Source organism: Streptomyces sp. NPDC093260 (genome assembly GCF_040683715.1).
GTDB classification, from domain to species: Bacteria; Actinomycetota; Actinomycetes; order Streptomycetales; family Streptomycetaceae; genus Streptomyces; species Streptomyces sennicomposti.
This window is the reverse complement of record NZ_JBFBEK010000005.1, coordinates 269109-288499: the sequence shown is the minus strand read 5'-3', so window position 1 is coordinate 288499 and position 19391 is coordinate 269109. Positions and strand designations below refer to the sequence as shown.

The window sequence follows — 19391 nt, the reverse complement described above, 5'->3', positions numbered from 1 at the left end:
AAGAGGCGGACGACGGCCCCCGCCTGGCACGATCCCCTCATGCCCGACCCCACACCCCAGCCGCCCACGGAGACGACCATGCCCCCCTCCTTCGAGGACCTCGTCGCCGAAGGGGCGGCCGTGCCCACCGAGGGATGGGACTTCTCCTGGTTCGCCGGGCGGGCGACCGAGGCGCGGCCCTCCTGGGGGTACGCCGTGTCGCTGGCCGGGCGGCTGGCGGAAGCGGACGCCGTGCTCGACGTGGACACGGGCGGCGGCGAGGTCCTGGACTTCGCCCTCGGCCGGGCCTCCCGCACCCCCGCCCTCCTCGCGGCCACCGAGCCCTGGCCGCCCAACGTGGCCAAGGCCACCGAGCTGCTGCGTCCGCGCGGCGTGGTGGTCGTGTCCGTACCGCCCGAGGCGCCGCTGCCGTTCGCGGACGGCGCGTTCGACCTCGTGACCAGCCGGCATCCGGTCAGCCCGGACTGGACCGAGATCGCCCGCGTGCTGCGGCGCGGCGGGACCTACTTCGCCCAGCACGTCGGCCCGGCCAGCGTCTTCGAACTGGTCGAGCACTTCCTGGGACCGCAGCCCGCAGAGGTCCGCGGCGCCCGCCACCCCGACCGGGAGCGGGCGGCGGCGCAGGCGGCCGGGCTGGAGATCGTCGATCTGCGCACCGAGCGGCTGCGGATGGAGTTCCACGACATCGCGGCCGTCGTGCACTTCCTGCGCAAGGTGGTCTGGATGGTCCCCGGCTTCACGGTCGAGGCGTACGAGGACGCGCTGCGGGCGCTGCACGAACGCATCGTCGGCGAGGGCCCGTTCGTCGCGCACAGCACCCGCCACCTGATCGAGGCCCGCAAGCCGCTCTGACCGCCTCCGGCCGCCCCGCCGCGCGGCCCGGACGCACCGCCGTAGCGCCCCGGACGCTCACAGTTTCCACATTGTTACCGTCCGCCCCTCCCGTCACTCGCCCGGCTCACGTAAGTTCAGACCAACGGAATTCGCGTGAGCAAAGCTGCGCGAGCGGCATCGCGCAGTGGAGGGGGCTGCGCGGCGCCGCACCCCCGGCCGACGAGAGCTTTCCGTCCCCGCAACGGGCTCACCGGACTCCTGCCGACGTCAAGCGGACGTTCGCTGGAGAGTCCCCCGGGAGAGGGACCCGCGGACAAGTCGCCGAACGTCACTCAGATGGCGCAAAACCTGCGGTTCCCGCGCTATCTCCCCCGGCATTCCTGGGAATCTTCTGTGATTTCGCCATGATCGGGCATGGAATCACAGGTTCCACGGTCGTCCCGTCGTTTCCGGGCGACTCCGGAGAGTAGTTGTGGCGCGTCGGGGGACGCAGCATCACTTACGAAGGGTTATGGTGGAAACCCCCCCTCGGGCCGGTCCGTCTCCCCCCCACGGACCGGCCCGTTTTCTTTACGAGCCACGGGGGTCCGCCCGACAGACCCGTACACGCGTTGGGGGGCCTGGCCCGGCCGGGGGTAGGCTTCGCCCCGGGGACCGACACACGGACGAGGCCGCCGCACGGACAGGGACCGCCCCGGCCGCGCCCGTCCGACCCGCACGGAGGGGCTGACGAACACGTGAACCTGCGCGACAAGCTGCGCGGCCTGCTGGTGGGGCTGTACGCGCGCCGGGTGGAAGGCCACCTGGACCACGCTCAGGTGCCCAAGCACATCGGCGTCATCATGGACGGCAACCGGCGCTGGGCGAAGGCCTCGGGCTCCACCACCGTGCACGGCCATCGGGCCGGCGCGGACAAGATCGAGGAGTTCCTCGGCTGGTGCTCCGAGACGGACGTCGAGGTCGTCACCCTCTGGCTGCTGTCGACGGACAACTTCGACCGCCCCCAGGAGGAACTGGGCCCGCTCCTCGGCATCATCGAGGACGTCGTCCGCTCGCTGGCCGCGGACGGCCGCTGGCGCGTGCACCACGTCGGTACCAGGGACCTGCTGCCCTCGGGTATGCAGGCCGCCCTCAAGGAGGCCGAGGCGACCACCGCCGAGGTCGACGGAATACTGGTCAACGTCGCCATCGGCTACGGCGGCCGCCAGGAGATCGCCGACGCCGTGCGCTCCATGCTGCACGACGCCCACGACCGGGGCGTGTCCATGGAGGACCTCGCGGAGGCCGTCGACGTCGACATGATCGGCCGGCACCTCTACACCAAGGCCCAGCCCGATCCGGACCTGGTGATCCGCACCAGCGGCGAGCAGCGACTCTCCGGCTTCATGCTCTGGCAGACCGCGCACTCCGAGTACTACTTCTGCGAGGTCTTCTGGCCGGCCTTCCGCAAGGTCGACTTCCTCCGGGCCCTGCGCGACTACGCAGCCCGCCACCGCCGCTACGGCGGCTGACCCCCGGCCCGGGCCGCCCCGCCCCGACGCACCCCAGGCGCCCCGGCAGCGAACGAGCGGCGCGCCCACCGCCGCACCCCCAGCCGCTCCGGAACCGAGCGAGCGCCGCCCCCGCGACGTACCCCCGGCGCCCCGGCACCGAACGAGTGCCGCACCCCCAGCCACCCCCGGCACACCCCCAGCCCCCGGCACTCCCTCGAATGCCACCGACATGTCCCTCTTCACGTGGAGTTCATCCGCGTGCCACCCCCCGCACTTGCATGGCGGCGCATTTTGGAGGGCATAAGCCAGACAGGCCGACACCCGAACCACGGGTGTCGGATCCTCAGCGGGCGGCTCGGGGCCGTCCGCCCGGGAGGCCCTTTGCACCAGCCCGACCGTGCGGTCACAGCACGGACGAAGACGCGGAGGGCCGGTCCCCGGCCCGTGCAACGGGGCCGTCGACCGGTCCAGCTCGTCCTCGTCGCTCCCCGACCTCATCCGAGGGGGTACGTCCTTCCGTGGTGACCAGCACAAAGCGCCCCAAGCCAGACCGGCGCACCTACGTTCTCGACACCAGCGTCCTGCTGGCGGACCCGAACGCCCTGACCCGTTTCGAGGAGCACGAGGTCGTGCTCCCCGTCGTCGTGGTCACGGAACTGGAGGCCAAGCGGCACCATCCCGAACTCGGCTACTTCGCCCGCCAGGCCCTGCGCCTGCTGGACGACTACCGGGTCCGGCACGGCCGCCTCGACGCCCCCATCCCGATCGGGGAACTCGGCGGAACGATGCGGGTCGAGCTCAACCACTCGGACCCCAGCGTGCTGCCCAGCGGCTACCGCCTGGGTGACAACGACTCGCGCATCCTCGCGGTCGCCCGCAACCTCCAGGCCGAGGGATACGACGTCACGGTCGTCTCCAAGGACCTGCCGCTGCGGATCAAGGCGTCGTCCGTGGGCCTCCTCGCCGAGGAGTACCGCGCCGAACTCGCCATCACGGACTCCTCCGGCTGGACCGGCATGTCCGAACTCACCCTTCCGGGCGAACAGGTGGACGTCCTCTTCGAGGAGGGCCACGTCCACGTCCCCGAGGCGGCGGACCTGCCCGTGCACACCGGGCTGACGATCCACTCGGAGCGCGGCCGGGCCCTGGGCCGGGTCACGCCCGAGGGGAACGTCCGGCTGGTGCGCGGCGACCGGGAGGCGTTCGGCATCAAGGGCCGCAGCGCCGAGCAGCGGATCGCGCTGGACCTGCTGCTCGACCCGGACGTCGGGATCGTGTCGATGGGCGGCCGGGCCGGCACCGGCAAGTCGGCGCTGGCGCTGTGCGCGGGCCTGGAGGCGGTGCTGGAGCGCCGTCAGCACCAGAAGGTGATGGTGTTCCGGCCGCTGTACGCGGTGGGCGGGCAGGAGCTGGGCTATCTGCCGGGCTCCGAGGCGGAGAAGATGAGTCCGTGGGCGCAGGCGGTCTTCGACACGCTCTCGGCCGTCACCAGCCGCGAGGTCATCGAGGAGGTCACCGCCCGCGGGATGCTGGAGGTGCTGCCGCTCACCCACATCCGGGGCCGGTCGCTGCACGACGCGTTCGTCATCGTGGACGAGGCGCAGTCCCTGGAGCGCAACGTCCTGCTGACGGTGCTGTCCCGGATCGGCGCCAACTCGCGGGTCGTGCTGACCCATGACGTGGCGCAGCGGGACAACCTGCGGGTGGGCCGCTACGACGGCGTGGTCGCCGTGGTGGAGAAGCTGAAGGGGCATCCGCTCTTCGCGCACGTCACGCTGAACCGGTCCGAGAGGTCCCAGATCGCCGCCCTTGTGACCGAAATGCTGGAGGACGGTCATCTCTGAGCGTATCCGCACCACTTGAGACGGATGCGGTCACGACAGCGCCGTCCGGCAAAGGCCGAGAGCCTAGCCGGGCGGCGCTGTCGTGTGCGGGTGTTTCACTCAATTCCGTAGGCCAAACGAGATGTGAGCTTTCACACGCAACTCAGAATTGCCTACCCGCGTTGGGTTACGGCAGAGTCTCAGTCCTGTCAGGCCCCGCATACGACACAGCCGTACCCCCTGGGGGCGCCACCCAGGCGTTCAGCCCTGGGGGAGGTCCGGTACCCCGTGAAGCACTCAACTCCATAGCGTCGTCGTATGCCGCCCGAGCACCACGCGGCGCTCCCGTCACGGGAGTTGCTCACCGGGCCCGCGCCTCCGTGACCCGTAGTTGGGAGGCCAGTGCCAGGGGCACGATTGCGTCCGCCAGGGTCACCGAGGCGGGCGATGCTGGAAGGAAACCGTGTGAGCCGGATCTCGGTCCGGGGATTCGCAGTGGCCTCCGCCACCGCGGTCACCGCTGTCGGTAGCGTCGTGGGCGTTGCCTCGGGCAGTGTCGCCCAGAACAACGACGCCGAAGCGGCGCCGGCAGCCGACGCGACGCTTCTGTCGGACATCCCCGTCGGCCAGCAGGCGCAGGTGCAGACCGCATCCCTCGCCCAGCAGGCCGACGCGCAGGCCATCGCCGCCGACGCGAGCGCCAAGAAGGCCGCCGAGGAAGCGGCCCGCAAGGCCGCCGCCGAGACCGCGATCGCCAAGAAGGCGGATGCCGAGAAGGCCGCCAAGGAGGCCAAGGAGCGGGCGGAACTGAAGGAGGCGGCCAGCCGCAGCGCGGCCCGCGACTCCTCCAGCTTCCCGATCCAGAGCTCGTACTCCGTGTCGCAGATCCAGGCGATGGCGCGGCAGATGGTGCCCGGCGGCCAGTTCCAGTGCTTCAGCAACATCGTGAACCACGAGTCCAGCTGGAACTACCACGCGGTCAACGCCTCTTCCGGCGCCTACGGTCTGTTCCAGGCGCTCCCGGCCGGCAAGTACGCCTCGGCGGGCTCCGACTGGCAGACCAACCCGGCCACCCAGATCAAGTGGGGCCTCAACTACATGAACAGCCGGTACGGCAGCCCCTGTGAGGCCTGGTCGTTCTGGTCGGCCAACCACTGGTACTGAGCCGCCCGGCACTTCGTCGGCCCGGTTCGCCGTGTCGCTCAACCTCGCACAGCCCCTCCCCGTCCTAGGGGGAGGGGCTTGTGCCATGTAGCGTCTGACGGGACGACTCCTGAGGGGAGTGGTGGGGACGGACGGGGGAAGAGGACGGATCATGTCGCGAGTGCCACGGTGGCTCGGCCGGCTCGGCGCCGGGCTGACCGAAATGGGTGAGCGGTTGGACGAGCGCCGCGCCGAGGTGGAGAAGGAACAGGCCGGTACGGAACCCGAACCGGCCCCGGACACCACCCCGCTGCCCGACCATGTGACCGTCGTACCGGCCCGTCCCGATCCGGCGCAGGCCGTGCCCTGGGGGGTGCGGGTGGCCGCCGAGGCCGGCTGGCGGCTGCTGGTGCTGGCCGGAACCGTCTGGGTGCTGATGCGGGTGATCAGCGCCGTGCAGCTGGTGGTCCTCGCCTTCGTCGCCGCTCTGCTCATCACCGCCCTGATGCAGCCGACGGTCGCGCGGCTGCGCCGCCACGGGCTGCCGCGCGGGCCGGCCACCGCGCTCACCGCGATCCTCGGCTTCGTCATCATGGGGCTGATCGGCTGGTTCGTGACCTGGCAGGTCATGGAGAACATCGACAACCTCTCCAGCCAGATCCAGGACGGCATCGACGAGCTGCGCAAGTGGCTGCTGAACAGCCCCTTCCACGTCACCGACAAGCAGATCAACCAGATCGCCAAGAGCCTGCGCGACGCCATCGGCGCCAACACCGACCAGATAACGTCCGCCGGGCTGGAGGGCGTGACGGTGGTGGTGGAGGCGCTGACCGGGATCCTGCTGACGATCTTCTCGACGCTGTTCCTCCTCTACGACGGCCGGCGCATCTGGGAGTGGACGCTGAAGCTGGTGCCCGCGGCCGCCCGGCCGGGCGTGGCCGGCGCCGGTCCGCGCGCCTGGCGCACGCTGACGGCGTACGTGCGGGGCACGGTGATCGTGGCGCTCATCGACGCGATCTTCATCGGCCTCGGCATCTACTTCCTGAACGTGCCGATGGCGGTCCCGCTGGCCGTGTTCATCTTCCTGTTCGCGTTCGTCCCGCTGGTGGGCGCGGTGGTGTCGGGCGCGCTCGCGGTGGTCGTGGCGCTGGTCACCCAGGGTGTGTTCACGGCGGTGATGGTGCTCGTGGTGGTGCTGGCGGTGCAGCAGATCGAAGGGCACGTGCTCCAGCCGTTCATCCTCGGGCGCGCGGTGCGCGTCCACCCGCTGGCGGTGGTCCTGTCCGTCGCGGCCGGCGGCATGATCGCCGGCATCGGCGGCGCGGTGGTGGCGGTGCCGCTGGTGGCGGTGACCAACACGGTGGTCGGCTATCTGCGCAAGTACTCCCACGAGCAGGCGCTGCGCCAGTCCCCGCGCCCGCACGGCGCCACCGCCTCGTCCGACGTCGCCGCACCGCCGGCGCCCGGGACGCGACCGGAGGAGCCGGCCGCCGGGAAGCAGCCGGAAGGCGCCGAGGAACGCCCGGACGCCGAGGGACGCACGGAGCCCCGCCCACCGCAAGGGTGAGCGGGGCTCGGGGAAGCGGGTGGTGCGGGCCGGTTATCCGGCCAGCACCGCCTCCGCGTCCAGGGTCGTCGCGACGGCCTGGATCACCGCGGCGATCTTGAAGGCCTCCTGGATGACGTCACGCTCCAGGCCCGCCTTGCGCAGGACCTGCTCGTGCGAGTCCAGGCACATGCCGCAGCCGTTGATGGCCGAGACAGCGAAGGACCACAGCTCGAAGTCGACCTTGTCGACGCCGGGGTTGCCGATGACGTTCATCCGCAGACCGGCGCGCAGGGTGCCGTACTCGTGGTCCGACAGCAGGTGCCGGGTGCGGTAGAAGACGTTGTTCATCGCCATGACGGCGGCCGCGGACTTCGCCGCGGTGTACGCCTCCGGCGACAGGTTCGCCTTCGCCTCCGGCTCCAGCTCGCGCAGGACGATCGGCGAACGCGCGGCGATGGCCGTGGCCAGCACCGTGCCCCACAGCTGCTGTGCGGGCAGGTCGCTGTTGCCGATGACCGAGCCCAGGTTGAGCTTGAGGTCCTTGGCGTAGTCCGGGACGGCGGACTTCAGGGAGTCGAGGGACATGCCTCACTCACCAGCCAGCAGCGCGACCGGGTCCAGGGTCTCGTCGCCCTTGCTCCAGTTGCACGGGCACAGCTCGTCGGTCTGCAGGGCGTCCAGGACCCGCAGGACCTCCTTCGGGTTCCGGCCGACGGAGCCCGCGGTGACCATCGTGAACTGGATCTCGTGGTTCGGGTCCACGACGAAGACGGCGCGCTGCGCGAAGCCGTCCTCGCCCTCGATGCCCAGGGCGCGCATCAGCTCGTGCTTGGAGTCGGCCATCATCGGGAACGGCAGGTCCGTCAGGTCCGGGTGGTCCTTGCGCCAGGCGTGGTGCACGAACTCGGAGTCGCCCGAGAAGCCGAGGATCTGCGCGTCGCGGTCGGCGAACTCGTCGTTCAGCTTCCCGAACGCGGCGATCTCGGTCGGGCAGACGAAGGTGAAGTCCTTGGGCCAGGCGAAGACCACCAGCCACTTGCCCTCGTAGGACTTGTGGTGGATCTGCTCGAACTCCTTGCCCTTCTCCAGCGAGACGCAGGCGGTCAGTTCGAACTCGGGGAACTTGTCACCGACAGTGAGCACACGCTCTCCTTGCAGCGAAGAAACACCGGTTTTGCCCGTGTTTCCCATGGGTTGGACCTTCCTGATGTTGGCACAGGGTGCATTGATTACGGAAATAGCTACACTCGGTCGTGTTGATCGGAGGTGGTTATCAGTGAGCGTCGGTAACAACAGCAGGCGCAGGCATCTGCCCAGCTTGTCGCAGCTGCGGGCGTTCGCGGCCGTCGCCGAGCACCTGCACTTCCGGGACGCCGCCGCCGACATCGGCATGAGCCAGCCGGCCCTGTCCAGCGCCGTCTCCACCCTGGAGGAGACACTCGGTGTCACCCTGGTGGAGCGTACGACGCGCAAGGTACTGCTCTCGCCCGCGGGGGAGCGCCTGGCCGTACGGGCCAAGGCGGTGCTGGAGGAGGTCGGCGCGCTGCTGGAGGAGGCCGAGGCCGTCCGGGCGCCCTTCACCGGAGTGCTGCGCCTCGGAGTCATCCCGACCGTCGCCCCGTATCTGCTGCCCACCGTGCTGCGCCTGGTCCACAGCCGCTACCCCGACCTCGACCTCCAGGTGCACGAGGAGCAGACCGCGAGCCTGCTGGACGGGCTGGCCGGGGGCCGGCTGGACCTGCTGCTCCTGGCGGTGCCGCTCGGGGTCCCCGGAGTGGTGGAACTGCCTCTGTTCGATGAGGACTTCGTTCTGGTCACCCCGCTCGACCACGGCCTCGGCGGCCGGGAGGGCATACCGCGCGAGGCCCTGAAGGAACTGAACCTCCTCCTCCTGGACGAGGGCCACTGCCTGCGCGACCAGGCCCTCGACATCTGCCGCGAGGCCGGCCGCGAGGACGCCCCGGTCACCACCACCGCCGCGGGCCTGTCCACCCTGGTCCAGCTCGTCGCCGGCGGTCTCGGCTGCACGCTGCTGCCGCGCACGGCCCTCAAGGTGGAGATCTCCCGCAGCAGCCAGCTGCTCACCGGCTCCTTCGCCGATCCGGCCCCCTCCCGCCGGATCGCCCTCGCCATGCGCAGCGGCTCGGCCCGCGCCGCCGAGTACCGCGAACTGGCCGCCGCCCTGCGCACGGACCTCAGGGCCCTGCCGGTACGGGTCCTGGACCCGGTGGCCTGAGGAAGCGCCGGACCCGCGGTCCGCTGACCGTGCTCCCCGCGCCACGCGAGAAGGCCCCTCCCCGCAGGCTTGGGCTCTAACGGTCCTCGCGACACCCGCGATCTGTGGGAGTTGCGAGGACCGGCCGGCCGGAGGACTACTCCGTCCGCAGCCCCTCCGGCCGCATCAGCCGCAGCAGCGGCGGCAGGCTCAGCAGCGTCACCGCCAGCACGATCCCCGCGCCCATGCCGGTCATCGTCAGCACGCTCGCCCAGTCCACGGCCACCGTCGTGGCCGTCATCTTCAGCAGCACCGTGCCCAGCGTCAGTCCCACGGCGGCCGCCAGCAGCAGGCCGAGCGCGACCGGGACGGCCGTCTGCCACAGCACCGACAGGCTCAGCGTGCGCCGCCGGGTGCCGAAGGCGACCAGCGCCGACAGCAGCTTGCGGCGCTCACGCAACTGCTCCAGCTGCGACACCAGCAGGCTCGCCCCGATCAGCGCCAGCACACAGATCGCGCCGACCAGCAGCCCGGTGCGGATGGAGGCGAACTTCTTGGACTCCTCGGTGCGCGTCCAGACCGCCACGTCGGCGAACCGGTCCAGGGCGGCGGCGGTGTTGCGCACGTACTCGCGGACGTCCGCCACGTCGTCGTCGGTCGAGACGTAGACCTTCGCCACGGGCTGCCCGGCGCCCGCCGGCACCGCGCCCCGGGTCAGCAGGAAGCCGCCGTGCTCCATGCCGCTGGGGTCCTTGCCGGGCGCGACCTTCCTGATCCCGCTCGGCACGGTCCAGCGCACCTCTCGGCCGGTGTCCATGCCCTGGGAGGTGTCCAGGTAGAGCTGCTTGCCGGGCTTGGCCAGGACAGGGGTGTCCGTGTCGTACTCGGCGCCCGTGACGACGAAGGCGTCGCCGTCGCGGCACGAGGGCAGGGCGGTCACCTCGCGCAGCGCCGCACAGTCGCCGATGGTCACCGGCGAGCTGAGCTCGGAGCCGTCGGGCGACCGGTTGCTCGTGCTGCCGAGGTTGCCGTCGGCCAGCGCGACGGCCGCGCGCACGCCCCGCGTCGCACGGAACTTCGCCACCGCGTCGTCGGCGCCGATCCCGCGCGAGAGCCGGACCTCGATCTGCGCCCGCTCGAGATCGTTCTTCGAGGCCTTGGTGTAGTCGCCCTCGACGCCCGCGAAGAGCATCTGCAGGGCGATCGCGCCGGCCACCGCGACCGCGATGCCGTTCACCATCCGGGCCGCCGTGCCGCTGCTCAACTGGAGCCGTCGCACCGCAAGCTGCCAGGCGACCGGGCCGCGGCCGAGCCGGGCGACGACCGCCTCCACGATCCACGGCAGCAGCGCGGTCACCCCGACCAGCAGCGCGATCACGCCGCCGGAGACCAGGACCTGGTTGAAGTCGCCGTTCGAGCGGCCCTTGCCGATCATCGGGGAGAGCAGCGCCAGGCCGATCACCGGCAGCAGCAGCCGCCACCACAGGCGGCGCCGGGCCGGCCGGGCGGTGCGGACCACGCCGAGCGGTTCGATGACCACCCCGCGCAGCGCCAGCAGGGTCACCAGCACCGCGGCCGCCGGGACGGCCACGGCGACCAGCACGGCGAGCGCCGGCGAGGGGTTGAGGTAGCTCGGGAAGACGCTGATGTCGAGGATCTCCAGCGAGCCCGCGGCCTGGCGGCCGAGCAGGAAGAACACCGCGCCGAAGACCAGTCCGAGCAGCGAGCCGGCCAGCGCCTCGCCCGCCGCGATCCGCCGGGTCATCCGGCTGTCGGAGCCGACCAGCCGCAACGCGGCCAGCCGCCGGTCGCGCTGCTCGCCGCCGAAGCGCACGGCCGCCGTGATGAACACGGCCACCGGCATCAGCAGCACCACGAACACCACCAGCACCAGCAGGATGAGCACCGGGTCCGGACTGGACGGGGTCGGGTTCGGGGTGCCGTACTCGCTGATCCGGGCCGTCTGCCAGCCGTTGATGTGCCCCGCGAGGTCGGTCGCGCCGGCGTAGTAGGCCAGTTCCTGCGGGCCGATCAGCCCGCTCTCGCCGATCGTCCCGACCACCCGGTAGGGCAGCCGCTCGCGCAGCAGCTTCCCGTCGCCGGAGTCGAGCAGCCTCTTCAGCGCGGGGGAGACGACCATGTCGCCCGGTGCCGGGTACGTGGTCAGGCCCGGGGCGAGCGGCGCGCGCGGCCCCTCGGGCTCCACCAGCCGGCCGCGGATGTCCTTGTCGCCGTAGGTGGTGTCGATGTCGGAGACGACGAGGGTGTCGTCGGCCTTCGGCTTGACCTTCTGGCTGTAGGTGTAGTCGGAGCGGGCCTCCTCGCGCTGGTGCCGTACGGTCAGCGCGTTCGGTATCGCGGTGGTCAGCAGCAGCAGCGCCACGCCGAGCCCGACGCCGACCGCCGTCAGCAGCACCCGGGTCCACCCCTCGCGCCCGCCGGTGAACGCGAACTTCGCGCCCAGGCGCAGGTCGGCGACCCATTGGCGGAGATTCATACGAGCCGCTCCATGTCCCGGGACCGGCCGTCGCGCACGACGATCTCGCGGTCGGAGTAGGCGGCGACCCGGGCCTCGTGGGTGACGAGGACGACGGCGGCGTTGGCGGACCGGGCGGCCTCGGTGAGCAGTTCCATCACGCGCTCGCCGTTGAGCGAGTCGAGCGCGCCGGTCGGCTCGTCGGCGAACAGCACCCGGGGCCCGGTGACCAGGGACCGGGCGACGGCGACCCGCTGGCCCTGGCCGCCGGAGACCTCGCCCGGCCGCTTCCTGGCCAGGTCGTCGACCTCCAGCCGGGCCATCCAGGTGAGCGCGGTCCGCTCGGCCTCCTTGCGTGGGGTGCCGTTCAGCCGCAGCGGCAGGGCGACGTTCTCCACGCAGGTGAGTTCGGGCACCAGCTGGCCGAACTGGAAGACGAAGCCGAACTCCGAGCGGCGCAGCGCGCTGCGCTGGGCGTCGGACATGGTGGACAGCTCGCGGCCGTCGTAGGTGATCGAGCCGGAGTCCGGGGTGACGATCCCGGCCAGGCAGTGCAGCAGCGTGGACTTGCCGGAGCCGGAGGGGCCCATCACGGCGACGACCTCGCCGGGGTGGATGGAGAACTCGGCGCCGTCCAGCGCGGTGGTCGGGCCGTAGGCCTTGCGCAGGTTCTCGGCGGCCAGGAGGGAGCCGGGGGGAGGAGTCATCGGGTCACCGCCTCACGGAGCTTGTCGAGGCGCGCGGCGGTCAGTTCCAGCCACCGCAGGTCGGCCTCCAGATGGAACAGGGCGTGGTCGCAGATGAGCTGGTCGGCGAGGTCGCCCTTGCGCTTGCGGTCGGTCAGGATCCGCATGCTGCGCAGGTGTTCGGAGCGCTGGGTGTCGAGGATGTCGGCGGCGTCGCGCTGGGTGAGCAGCGCCAGGACGACCTTGGTGTAGAGGGCCGACTGGAGGTACGGCTCGGGCTTCTCGGGCGTGGCGAGCCAGCGCTCGACGTCGGTGATGCCGGCCTCGGTGATGGCGTAGCGCTTGCGCTCCGGGCCGCCGCCGGCCTCGATGCCGTCGACTTCGACGAGGCCGTTCTTCAGCAGCCGCGACATCGTCGAGTAGACCTGGCCGTAGTGGAGCGGCCGGTCGTGACCGAACTTCTCGTCGAAGGCCCGCTTCAGGTCGTAACCGTGACGCGGCCCGGACTCCAGGAGCCCCAGGAGGGTGTGACCGATGGACATGCATGGCACTCTACACACCGTGTATACGTACCGTGTATACACAGGGTGTGCTGCCGGTGGCTGGGGGTGGATCCGGGCAGGTGGGGGGCGTTTGTCACCGTTTCGTCACGGGATGGGGACGAGTGGTGGTCGTGGGCCACGGCGGGTCCGGCCGCGAGGTCCTCCGGGTGCGTCGCGGCCCGGATCCGTCCTTCATCCCCCGGGCTGCTGAGGGGGCGGGGGTGTGCGGGGCGGGCGGCCGCGGCGGGGGAGGGGGCCCGCCTCGCCGGGCAGGCGCCCGGCCTCCGCCAGGGCGCGACGCAACAGGAACTCGATCTGCGCGTTGGCCGAGCGCAGTTCGTCCGACGCCCAGCGGGCCAGCGCGTCGTAGACCGACGGGTCCAGCCGCAGCAGCACCTGCTTGCGCTGCTGCGGCCGGCGCCGGGCGGGCGTGCCCTCCTCGGGTGCGGTCACTGGTAGAGCGTCCCGGTGTTGAGGATCGGCTGCGGCGCCCGGTCCCCGCACAGCACCACCATCAGGTTCGAGACCATCGCCGCCTTCCGTTCGTCGTCGAGTTCCACGATGTCCCGCTCGGCGATCCGGGCGAGCGCCGTCTCCACCATGCCGACGGCTCCGTCCACGATCTCGCGCCGGGCGGCGACGACCGCGCCCGCCTGCTGTCGCTGGAGCATCGCCGAGGCGATCTCGGGGGCGTAGGCGAGGTGGGTGAAGCGCGACTCGATGATCTGCACGCCGGCCGCCTCCACGCGCGCGTGCAGTTCGAGGGCGAGCTTCTCGGTGATCTCCTCGGCGTTCCCGCGCAGCGACAGGCCGGCCTCGTCGTGGGCGTCGTAGGGGTACTCGATGGCGATGTGCCGTACGGCCGCCTCGGTCTGGGTGGAGACGAACTCCAGGTAGTTGTCCACCTCGAAGGAGGCCTGCGCGGTGTCCCGGACCTTCCACACCACGACCGCGGCCAGCTCGATCGGGTTGCCGTAGGCGTCGTTGACCTTCAGGACGGCGGTCTCGTGGTTGCGGACCCGGGTGGAGATCTTCTCGCGGGAGGTGAGCGGGTTGACCCAGCGCAGACCGTCCTCGCGGATGGTGCCCCGGTAGCGGCCGAACAGCTGGACCACCCGCGCCTCGCCGGGCGCGACCATGTTCAGTCCGCACATGGCGAGCAGCGCGGCGACGCCGATCACGACGCCGGCCACGATCAGGGCGACCTTGGGGCCGGTGGCGGTGACGGCCGAGCCGGCCACCACGAGCACCACCGCGATCACCAGGCCGACCAGTCCGAGGAGCAGCGCGAGGCCGCCCTTGATGCTGTGCGCCGGGAACTCGCGCACCCGCGGGGCGGGCATGTCGGGCAGGTCGGCGGCGCCGAGGCCGCCGTCGGCGGTGCTGGGCGCGGGCTCGTGTGCGGACATGGGAAAACCCCCGTTCTCGTACGTTTCCGTACGGTATCGACTGCGGCCGCTCGTGGCGGCCACCTATCGTCGTCCTAGCTAAGTGATATCACTTTACCCCCGAATGGCAACCCCCGACCCCTCTGGAGCGTCGGTTCCGTTGGGGCGGGTGCTCATTGTCACGTCCGAAAAAGGACGGATCGCGGGGCCTTTGTCATAGAGAGCGGTGTTAGCTTTCTGAGCTGACCTGCACGTACGTGAGTGACAGCTGAGACGGAAGCGGAGCGGACGGACGCATGGGACGAGCCGAAGAGAGACGAGCGCGGCAACGCGGTGGCCGCCGCGCGGCGCCCAGGAGCTCGTCCACCGCACCGACGGCCGCACCGGGGGCGGGGACCGGCGCTCCGGTCGCCGGCGGCCGGGCCGCGGCCCGCCGCGCGGCGCGCTCCGGCAAGACGGGCAAGGCGAAGAAGAGCGGTATACGCCGGCTGTTCACCTGGAAGAAGATCGTCGGCACGTTCCTCGGCGTCTGCCTGCTCGGCATCGGCACCTTCATCGTGCTCTACATGATGGTGGACATACCCAAGGGCAACGCCGTCGCCCAGCAGGAGAGCAACGTCTACAAGTTCAGCGACGGATCGATCCTGGCCCGCAAGGGCACGGTCAACCGCGAGAGCGTGTCCCTGGACAAGGTGCCCGTCGAGGTCCAGCACTGCTTCGTCGCGGCGGAGAACAAGAGCTTCTACCACGACTCCGGCGTCGATCTGAGGGGCACCGCCCGCGGCCTGCTCAACACGCTCTCCGGCAAGGGGGCGCAGGGCGGCTCGACGATCACGCAGCAGTACGTCAAGAACTACTACCTGACGCAGGACCAGACCGTCACCCGCAAGCTGAAGGAACTGGTCATCTCGCTCAAGGTGGACCAGAAGCTGTCCAAGGACGACATCCTGGCCGGCTACATCAACACCAGCTACTACGGCCGCGGCGCCTACGGCATCCAGGCCGCCGCCCAGGCCTACTACCGCACCGACGCCTCCAGGCTCACCGTCGAACAGGGCGCCTACCTCGCGGCCCTGCTCCAGGCGCCGAGCCAGTACGACTGGGCGGTGGCCACCCCGACCGGCAAGAAGCTGGTCCAGGAGCGCTGGAACTACGTGCTGAACAACATGGTCGGACAGCACTGGCTCGACGCCGGAAAGCGGCAGGCCATGAAGTTCCCGGTCCCCAAGGACCCGAAGGGCACCCCCGGTCTAGAAGGACAGAAGGGCTACCTGATCGACCTCGCCAACAAGCAGCTGGAACAGCAGTTGGTGAAGCAGGAGGGCATCTCGATGGCCCAGGCCGAGGCCGAGGTCGTCGACCGGGGCTGGACGATCACCCTCAACGTCGACAAGAAGAAGCAGGCCGCCCTGGAGCGGACGGTCAAGGAGCAGCTGACCAGCAAGCTGAATCCGAAGAAGCGCAAGGTCGACGGCAACGTCCAGGCCGGCGCGGTCTCCGTCGACCCGAAGACCGGCAAGGTCGTCGCCCTGTACGGCGGCGAGGACTACTTCAAGCACTACGTCAACAACGCCACCCGCAAGGACTACCAGCCCGCCTCCACCTTCAAGCCGGTGATCCTCGCCGCGGCCGTCGACAGCGGTGCCGAGACGCAGGAGGGCCAGCCGATCACGGCGAACACCGTCTACGACGGCACCAGCGGCCGGCAGGCCGTGGACCACGGCACCAAGGTCGGCTTCGGCCCGCCCAACGAGGACGACCAGGACTACGGGCAGATCACCGTCCAGACGGCGATGAACCAGTCCGTGAACTCCGTCTTCGCCCAGATGGGCATCGACGTGGGCATGGAGAAGGTGATGAGCGTCGCCGGCAAGCTCGGCATGGACACCGAGGGCATGCCGGCGGTGCCCGCGCAGACGCTGGGTTCCATGAGCGCCAGCCCGCTGGAGATGGCCGGCATCTACGCCACCCTCGACAACCACGGCAAGAAGGTCACCCCGACCGTCCTCGCCAAGGCCGAGAACAAGACCCGTCAGGTCAAGATGCCCGACCCGATCGGCGACGAGGTCATCAGCCGTGAGGCCGCCGACACGGTGACCTCGGTGCTGACGGGCGTGGTCGACGACGGCACGGCCAAGAAGTCGGTGCGCGACAACCCGCTGCGCGACGGCCAGCAGGTCGCGGGCAAGACCGGCACCTCCGACGAGAACAAGTCGGCCTGGTTCACCGGCTACACGCCCGAGCTCGTCACCTCGGTCGGCCTGTTCGGCGAGGACGCCAAGTCCCACGCCCACACCACGCTGACCGGCGCCACCGGGCTGCTGCCGAGCCCCGGCCGTATCAACGGCGGCGGCTACCCGGCGCAGATCTGGGCCGCGTACACCTTCGGCGTGATGGACGGCACCAGCAAGTTCGACCTGGACACCACGCAGGGCGCGGCCGTCCAGCCGTCCACGAGCCCGTCGAGCAGCGTGTCGCCGAGCCATTCGGCCTCCGAGTCGCCGAGCAGCCCGCCGCCGTCCGCGTCCGAGACCGAGAGCAGCCCGCCGGCCAGCCACTCGCCGAGCAGTACGCCGCCGAGCCACTCGCCGAGCAGCACGCCGCCCACCCAGTCGTCGTCCCCGCCGCCGGACCCGTCGACCAGCCCGGGCGCCGACGGCGGCGGTGACGGCAACCCGTTCGACCCGGGCGGCGGCGGACCACAGCTGACGAACCGGGAGCACACCACCCGGTAGCGGCTCGGGGAGCGGTGGCGCGTCCCCGGGCGCGCCACCGCTCCGGGCCACGACCGCTCCGGACATGCGACGAGGGGCACGCACCGCACGGTGCGTGCCCCTCATCGCGTCGTCGTGTCCTCGCGCCGTCCGCGTCAGCCGCGGTGCAGCTCGAACCAGACCACCTTGCCGGTGCTCAGCCGGGTCGCGCCCCAGCGGCGGGCCAGCCTGTTGACCAGGTACAGGCCCCGGCCGCCCTCGTCGGTCGCGCGGGCCTGCCTCAGCCGCGGCAGCTGCGGCACGTCGTCGCCGACCTCGCAGCGCAGCACGTCGGTGCGCAGCAGTCGCAGCGTCACCGGCCGGGAGGCGTAGCGCACGGCATTGGTGACGACCTCGCTGACCAGCAGCTCGACCGAGTCCGTCAGCTCCTCCAGACCCCAGCGGGCCAGCGCCCGGCGGGCGAGCCGGCGGGCCTGGCCGGGCGCGGTCTCCTCCGGGTCCAGGAACCAGTACGCCACGTCGCTCGGCGCGATCCCGTCGAAGCGGGCGGCGAGCAGCGCGATGTCGTCGTCCCGGTCGCCCGGTCCGAGCATGTCCAGGACCTCGTCGCACAGCGCCTCCAGCGGCGGCGGATGGTCCGGGCCGGTGAGCCGCGCGGTGGCGGCCAGCTTCTCGCGCAACTGCTCGATGCCGGTCCACACGTCGCGCAGCCGCGACTCCACCAGGCCGTCGGTGTACAGCAGCAGCGTGCCGCCGGCCGGGGCGTCCAGTTCCACCGCCTCGAAGTCCACCCCGCCGACCCCGATCGGCGCGCCCGGCGGCACCTTCAGCACCTCCGCACGGCCGCCCAGATGCAGCAGGACCGGCGGCGGGTGCCCGGCGTTGGCGATGGTGATGCGGTGCGAGACCGGGTCGTAGACTGCGTACAGGCAGGTCGCCATGCGGTCGGTGCCCAGACGCTGCGCCTGCTCGTCCAGGTGGTGCAGCACCTCCTGCGGCGGCAGGTCGAGTCCGGCCAGGGTCTGCGCGGTGGTGCGCAGCTGGCCCATGATCGCCGCCGAGGTCATGGAGTGGCCCATCACGTCGCCGACCACGAGGGCGACGCGGCTGCCGGGCAGCGGGATCGCGTCGTACCAGTCGCCGCCCACCCGGGCGGTCTGTGCGGCCGGCAGATAGCGCGAGGCCAGCCGCACCCCGGTGGGGCGGGGCAGGGTCTCGGGCAGCATGGTGCGCTGGAGCTCGTCGGCGATGTACGCCTCACGGCCGTACAGCATCGCCTTGTCGATCCCGAGCGCGCTGTGCGTGGCGAGCTGCGCCGCGACCAGCAGGTCGTCGTTCTCGAACGGCAGCCGCTCGGGGCGGCGCAGGAACAGCGCGGCGCCGATCACCCGGCGCCGGCCGCGCAGCGGGGCGAGGACGGCGCGCTGCCCGTCGGGCACCGCCAACTCGGAGTCCTCGCCGAGGAGTTCGGTCAGCGCGGCGCGCGCGGACGGCGCGTCGGTGAAGACCGGCCGGACCCCGCGCAGCACCTCGCCGAGCGCGCTGCCGGACCGCACCTCGCACAGTTCGTTGGTGACGACGGACAGTTCGGCCGGCTGCTCGGGCGCCGGGACGGGCATGAACCCGATCTCCGTGTCCCGCTCGGTCGGTATCCGGTCGGTGCGGCGCAGCCGCAGCACCAGCGGGCCCACCGGCCGCTCGTCGCCCACCGGCAGCGGCTCGCGCAGATACACGAGGATGGCGTCGGAGAACGTCGGCACGGTCGCCCGGCACAGACCCATGACGATCTCGTCGAGGTCCATGCCGCGCGCGATGCGCCGGGTCGCCGCGCCCACGAACCGCAGCCGGTCCCCGTCGCGCCGCATCGGCAGCGGCCGGTTGGACGGCAGCGGCTGCCCGCTGCGCCGCTCCTGCCCACTGGGGCCGCTCGATCGCCGGTCCGCGCCGCCGGACGTACCCGAGGACCTGACCGCGCCGGACGCGCCCGCGGGGCCGGTGCCCCGGCCGCCCGGATCGGGCTGGGCCGGGATGCCCTCGGGGGCGGGCCGCGGCCGGTGCGCGCCGGGCTCGGCGGCCACCGGCTGCGCGTGCTCGTACCCGGCCGCGGGCGACGCCCCGCCCGCGCGGGGCGCGTCCGCCCCCGTGCCGCGCGCCGGCTCGCCCGCCGCGCCCGGGGCCGCGGACCGGGGCGCTCCGTCGGGGCGGGGCTGCAGCGGTAACGCCTGCGGCGGTTGCGGGGTACGCGGGAGTGCCCCGCGGGCGTCCGCGGGGTCGACGCCCGGCTGGGGGCGTTCGAAGGAGGTCGGCTGCTCCGTCACGCGTGTCGAATCCATCCGTCCGGGGCTGCGCGCCGGGCGCGCAGTGGGTCCCGCCGAAGACCCGATACCCGGAATACCTGCCCCAGGAACGGATTTCCGGCGTGGTCAGAGGCTGTTCCTGTGCCACCGGCGGGTCCTTCGCGGCCCGCACGGGTCATGCCGTCGTACCCCTCGCTCACGTCCTGCCGCCCCTCGGTGACGTACGGTCAG

Annotated in this window: 15 protein-coding genes; 7 read left to right on the top strand and 8 right to left on the bottom strand. The window is 71.6% G+C overall.

Annotated features, from left to right (window positions below; translation table 11 throughout):
• Positions 1 to 39: 39 nt before the first annotated feature.
• The 5 genes from AB0N63_RS09250 to AB0N63_RS09230 all read left to right on the top strand — a co-directional run bounded on the left by AB0N63_RS09250 (position 40) and on the right by AB0N63_RS09230 (position 6860).
• Positions 40 to 852 (top strand): methyltransferase domain-containing protein, encoded by an 813-nt coding sequence (locus AB0N63_RS09250; RefSeq protein ID WP_365526262.1) that lies wholly within the window; start codon positions 40 to 42, stop codon positions 850 to 852.
• Between the two features lie 719 nt (positions 853 to 1571).
• Entirely contained in the window at positions 1572 to 2345 is a 774-nt protein-coding gene (locus tag AB0N63_RS09245) for an isoprenyl transferase (protein ID WP_365526259.1), read from the top strand.
• A 500-nt stretch (positions 2346 to 2845) separates the two neighbouring features.
• Positions 2846 to 4171: a PhoH family protein gene (locus AB0N63_RS09240; protein WP_365526256.1), complete on the top strand. Its 1326-nt coding sequence runs from the start codon at positions 2846 to 2848 to the stop codon at positions 4169 to 4171.
• A gap of 444 nt (positions 4172 to 4615) precedes the next feature.
• Positions 4616 to 5314: a transglycosylase SLT domain-containing protein gene (locus AB0N63_RS09235; protein ID WP_365526253.1), complete on the top strand. Its 699-nt coding sequence runs from the start codon at positions 4616 to 4618 to the stop codon at positions 5312 to 5314.
• Positions 5315 to 5465: 151 nt separating this feature from the next.
• Positions 5466 to 6860 carry an AI-2E family transporter gene (locus AB0N63_RS09230; protein ID WP_365526250.1) on the top strand — a complete coding sequence of 465 codons (1395 nt, stop codon included), beginning with the start codon at positions 5466 to 5468 and terminating at the stop codon, positions 6858 to 6860.
• A 33-nt stretch (positions 6861 to 6893) separates the two neighbouring features.
• Here AB0N63_RS09230 and AB0N63_RS09225 read toward each other — a convergent pair whose 3' ends face one another.
• Complete coding sequence (locus tag AB0N63_RS09225; RefSeq protein WP_365526247.1) at positions 6894 to 7427, bottom strand: alkyl hydroperoxide reductase; 534 nt, start codon at positions 7425 to 7427, stop codon at positions 6894 to 6896.
• Between the two features lie 3 nt (positions 7428 to 7430).
• Positions 7431 to 7985: a peroxiredoxin gene (locus AB0N63_RS09220; protein WP_019980230.1), complete on the bottom strand. Its 555-nt coding sequence runs from the start codon at positions 7983 to 7985 to the stop codon at positions 7431 to 7433.
• A gap of 133 nt (positions 7986 to 8118) precedes the next feature.
• On the opposite strand from AB0N63_RS09220, the gene AB0N63_RS09215 reads away from it, so the two are divergent.
• Positions 8119 to 9078 carry a hydrogen peroxide-inducible genes activator gene (locus AB0N63_RS09215; RefSeq protein WP_365526244.1) on the top strand — a complete coding sequence of 320 codons (960 nt, stop codon included), beginning with the start codon at positions 8119 to 8121 and terminating at the stop codon, positions 9076 to 9078.
• 136 nt (positions 9079 to 9214) lie between these two features.
• On the opposite strand, the gene AB0N63_RS09210 is transcribed toward AB0N63_RS09215, so the two are convergent.
• From AB0N63_RS09210 to AB0N63_RS09190, 5 genes are all read right to left on the bottom strand, one after another.
• A complete protein-coding gene (locus AB0N63_RS09210; protein ID WP_365526241.1) occupies positions 9215 to 11554 on the bottom strand; it encodes an FtsX-like permease family protein in 2340 nt (779 codons plus the stop codon).
• The gene (locus AB0N63_RS09205) at positions 11551 to 12240 is read right to left on the bottom strand and encodes an ABC transporter ATP-binding protein (protein WP_365526238.1); all 690 of its coding nucleotides are present in this window, start codon (positions 12238 to 12240) and stop codon (positions 11551 to 11553) included. Before AB0N63_RS09205 ends, AB0N63_RS09210 begins: the two co-directional genes overlap by 4 nt.
• The gene (locus AB0N63_RS09200; RefSeq protein ID WP_365526236.1) at positions 12237 to 12761 is read right to left on the bottom strand and encodes a PadR family transcriptional regulator; all 525 of its coding nucleotides are present in this window, start codon (positions 12759 to 12761) and stop codon (positions 12237 to 12239) included. Before AB0N63_RS09200 ends, AB0N63_RS09205 begins: the two co-directional genes overlap by 4 nt.
• Before the next feature lie 192 nt (positions 12762 to 12953).
• Positions 12954 to 13214 carry a hypothetical protein gene (locus AB0N63_RS09195; protein WP_365526233.1) on the bottom strand — a complete coding sequence of 87 codons (261 nt, stop codon included), beginning with the start codon at positions 13212 to 13214 and terminating at the stop codon, positions 12954 to 12956.
• The gene (locus AB0N63_RS09190) at positions 13211 to 14170 is read right to left on the bottom strand and encodes an SPFH domain-containing protein (RefSeq protein WP_365526230.1); all 960 of its coding nucleotides are present in this window, start codon (positions 14168 to 14170) and stop codon (positions 13211 to 13213) included. The genes AB0N63_RS09195 and AB0N63_RS09190 overlap by 4 nt, the downstream gene beginning before the upstream one ends.
• A 275-nt stretch (positions 14171 to 14445) precedes the next feature.
• Here AB0N63_RS09190 and AB0N63_RS09185 point away from each other — a divergent pair, with 275 nt between their 5' ends.
• The gene (locus AB0N63_RS09185) at positions 14446 to 16884 is read left to right on the top strand and encodes a transglycosylase domain-containing protein (protein WP_365526227.1); all 2439 of its coding nucleotides are present in this window, start codon (positions 14446 to 14448) and stop codon (positions 16882 to 16884) included.
• A gap of 134 nt (positions 16885 to 17018) precedes the next feature.
• Here AB0N63_RS09185 and AB0N63_RS09180 read toward each other — a convergent pair whose 3' ends face one another.
• The gene (locus AB0N63_RS09180; RefSeq protein WP_365526225.1) at positions 17019 to 19196 is read right to left on the bottom strand and encodes a SpoIIE family protein phosphatase; all 2178 of its coding nucleotides are present in this window, start codon (positions 19194 to 19196) and stop codon (positions 17019 to 17021) included.
• Positions 19197 to 19391 lie beyond the last annotated feature (195 nt).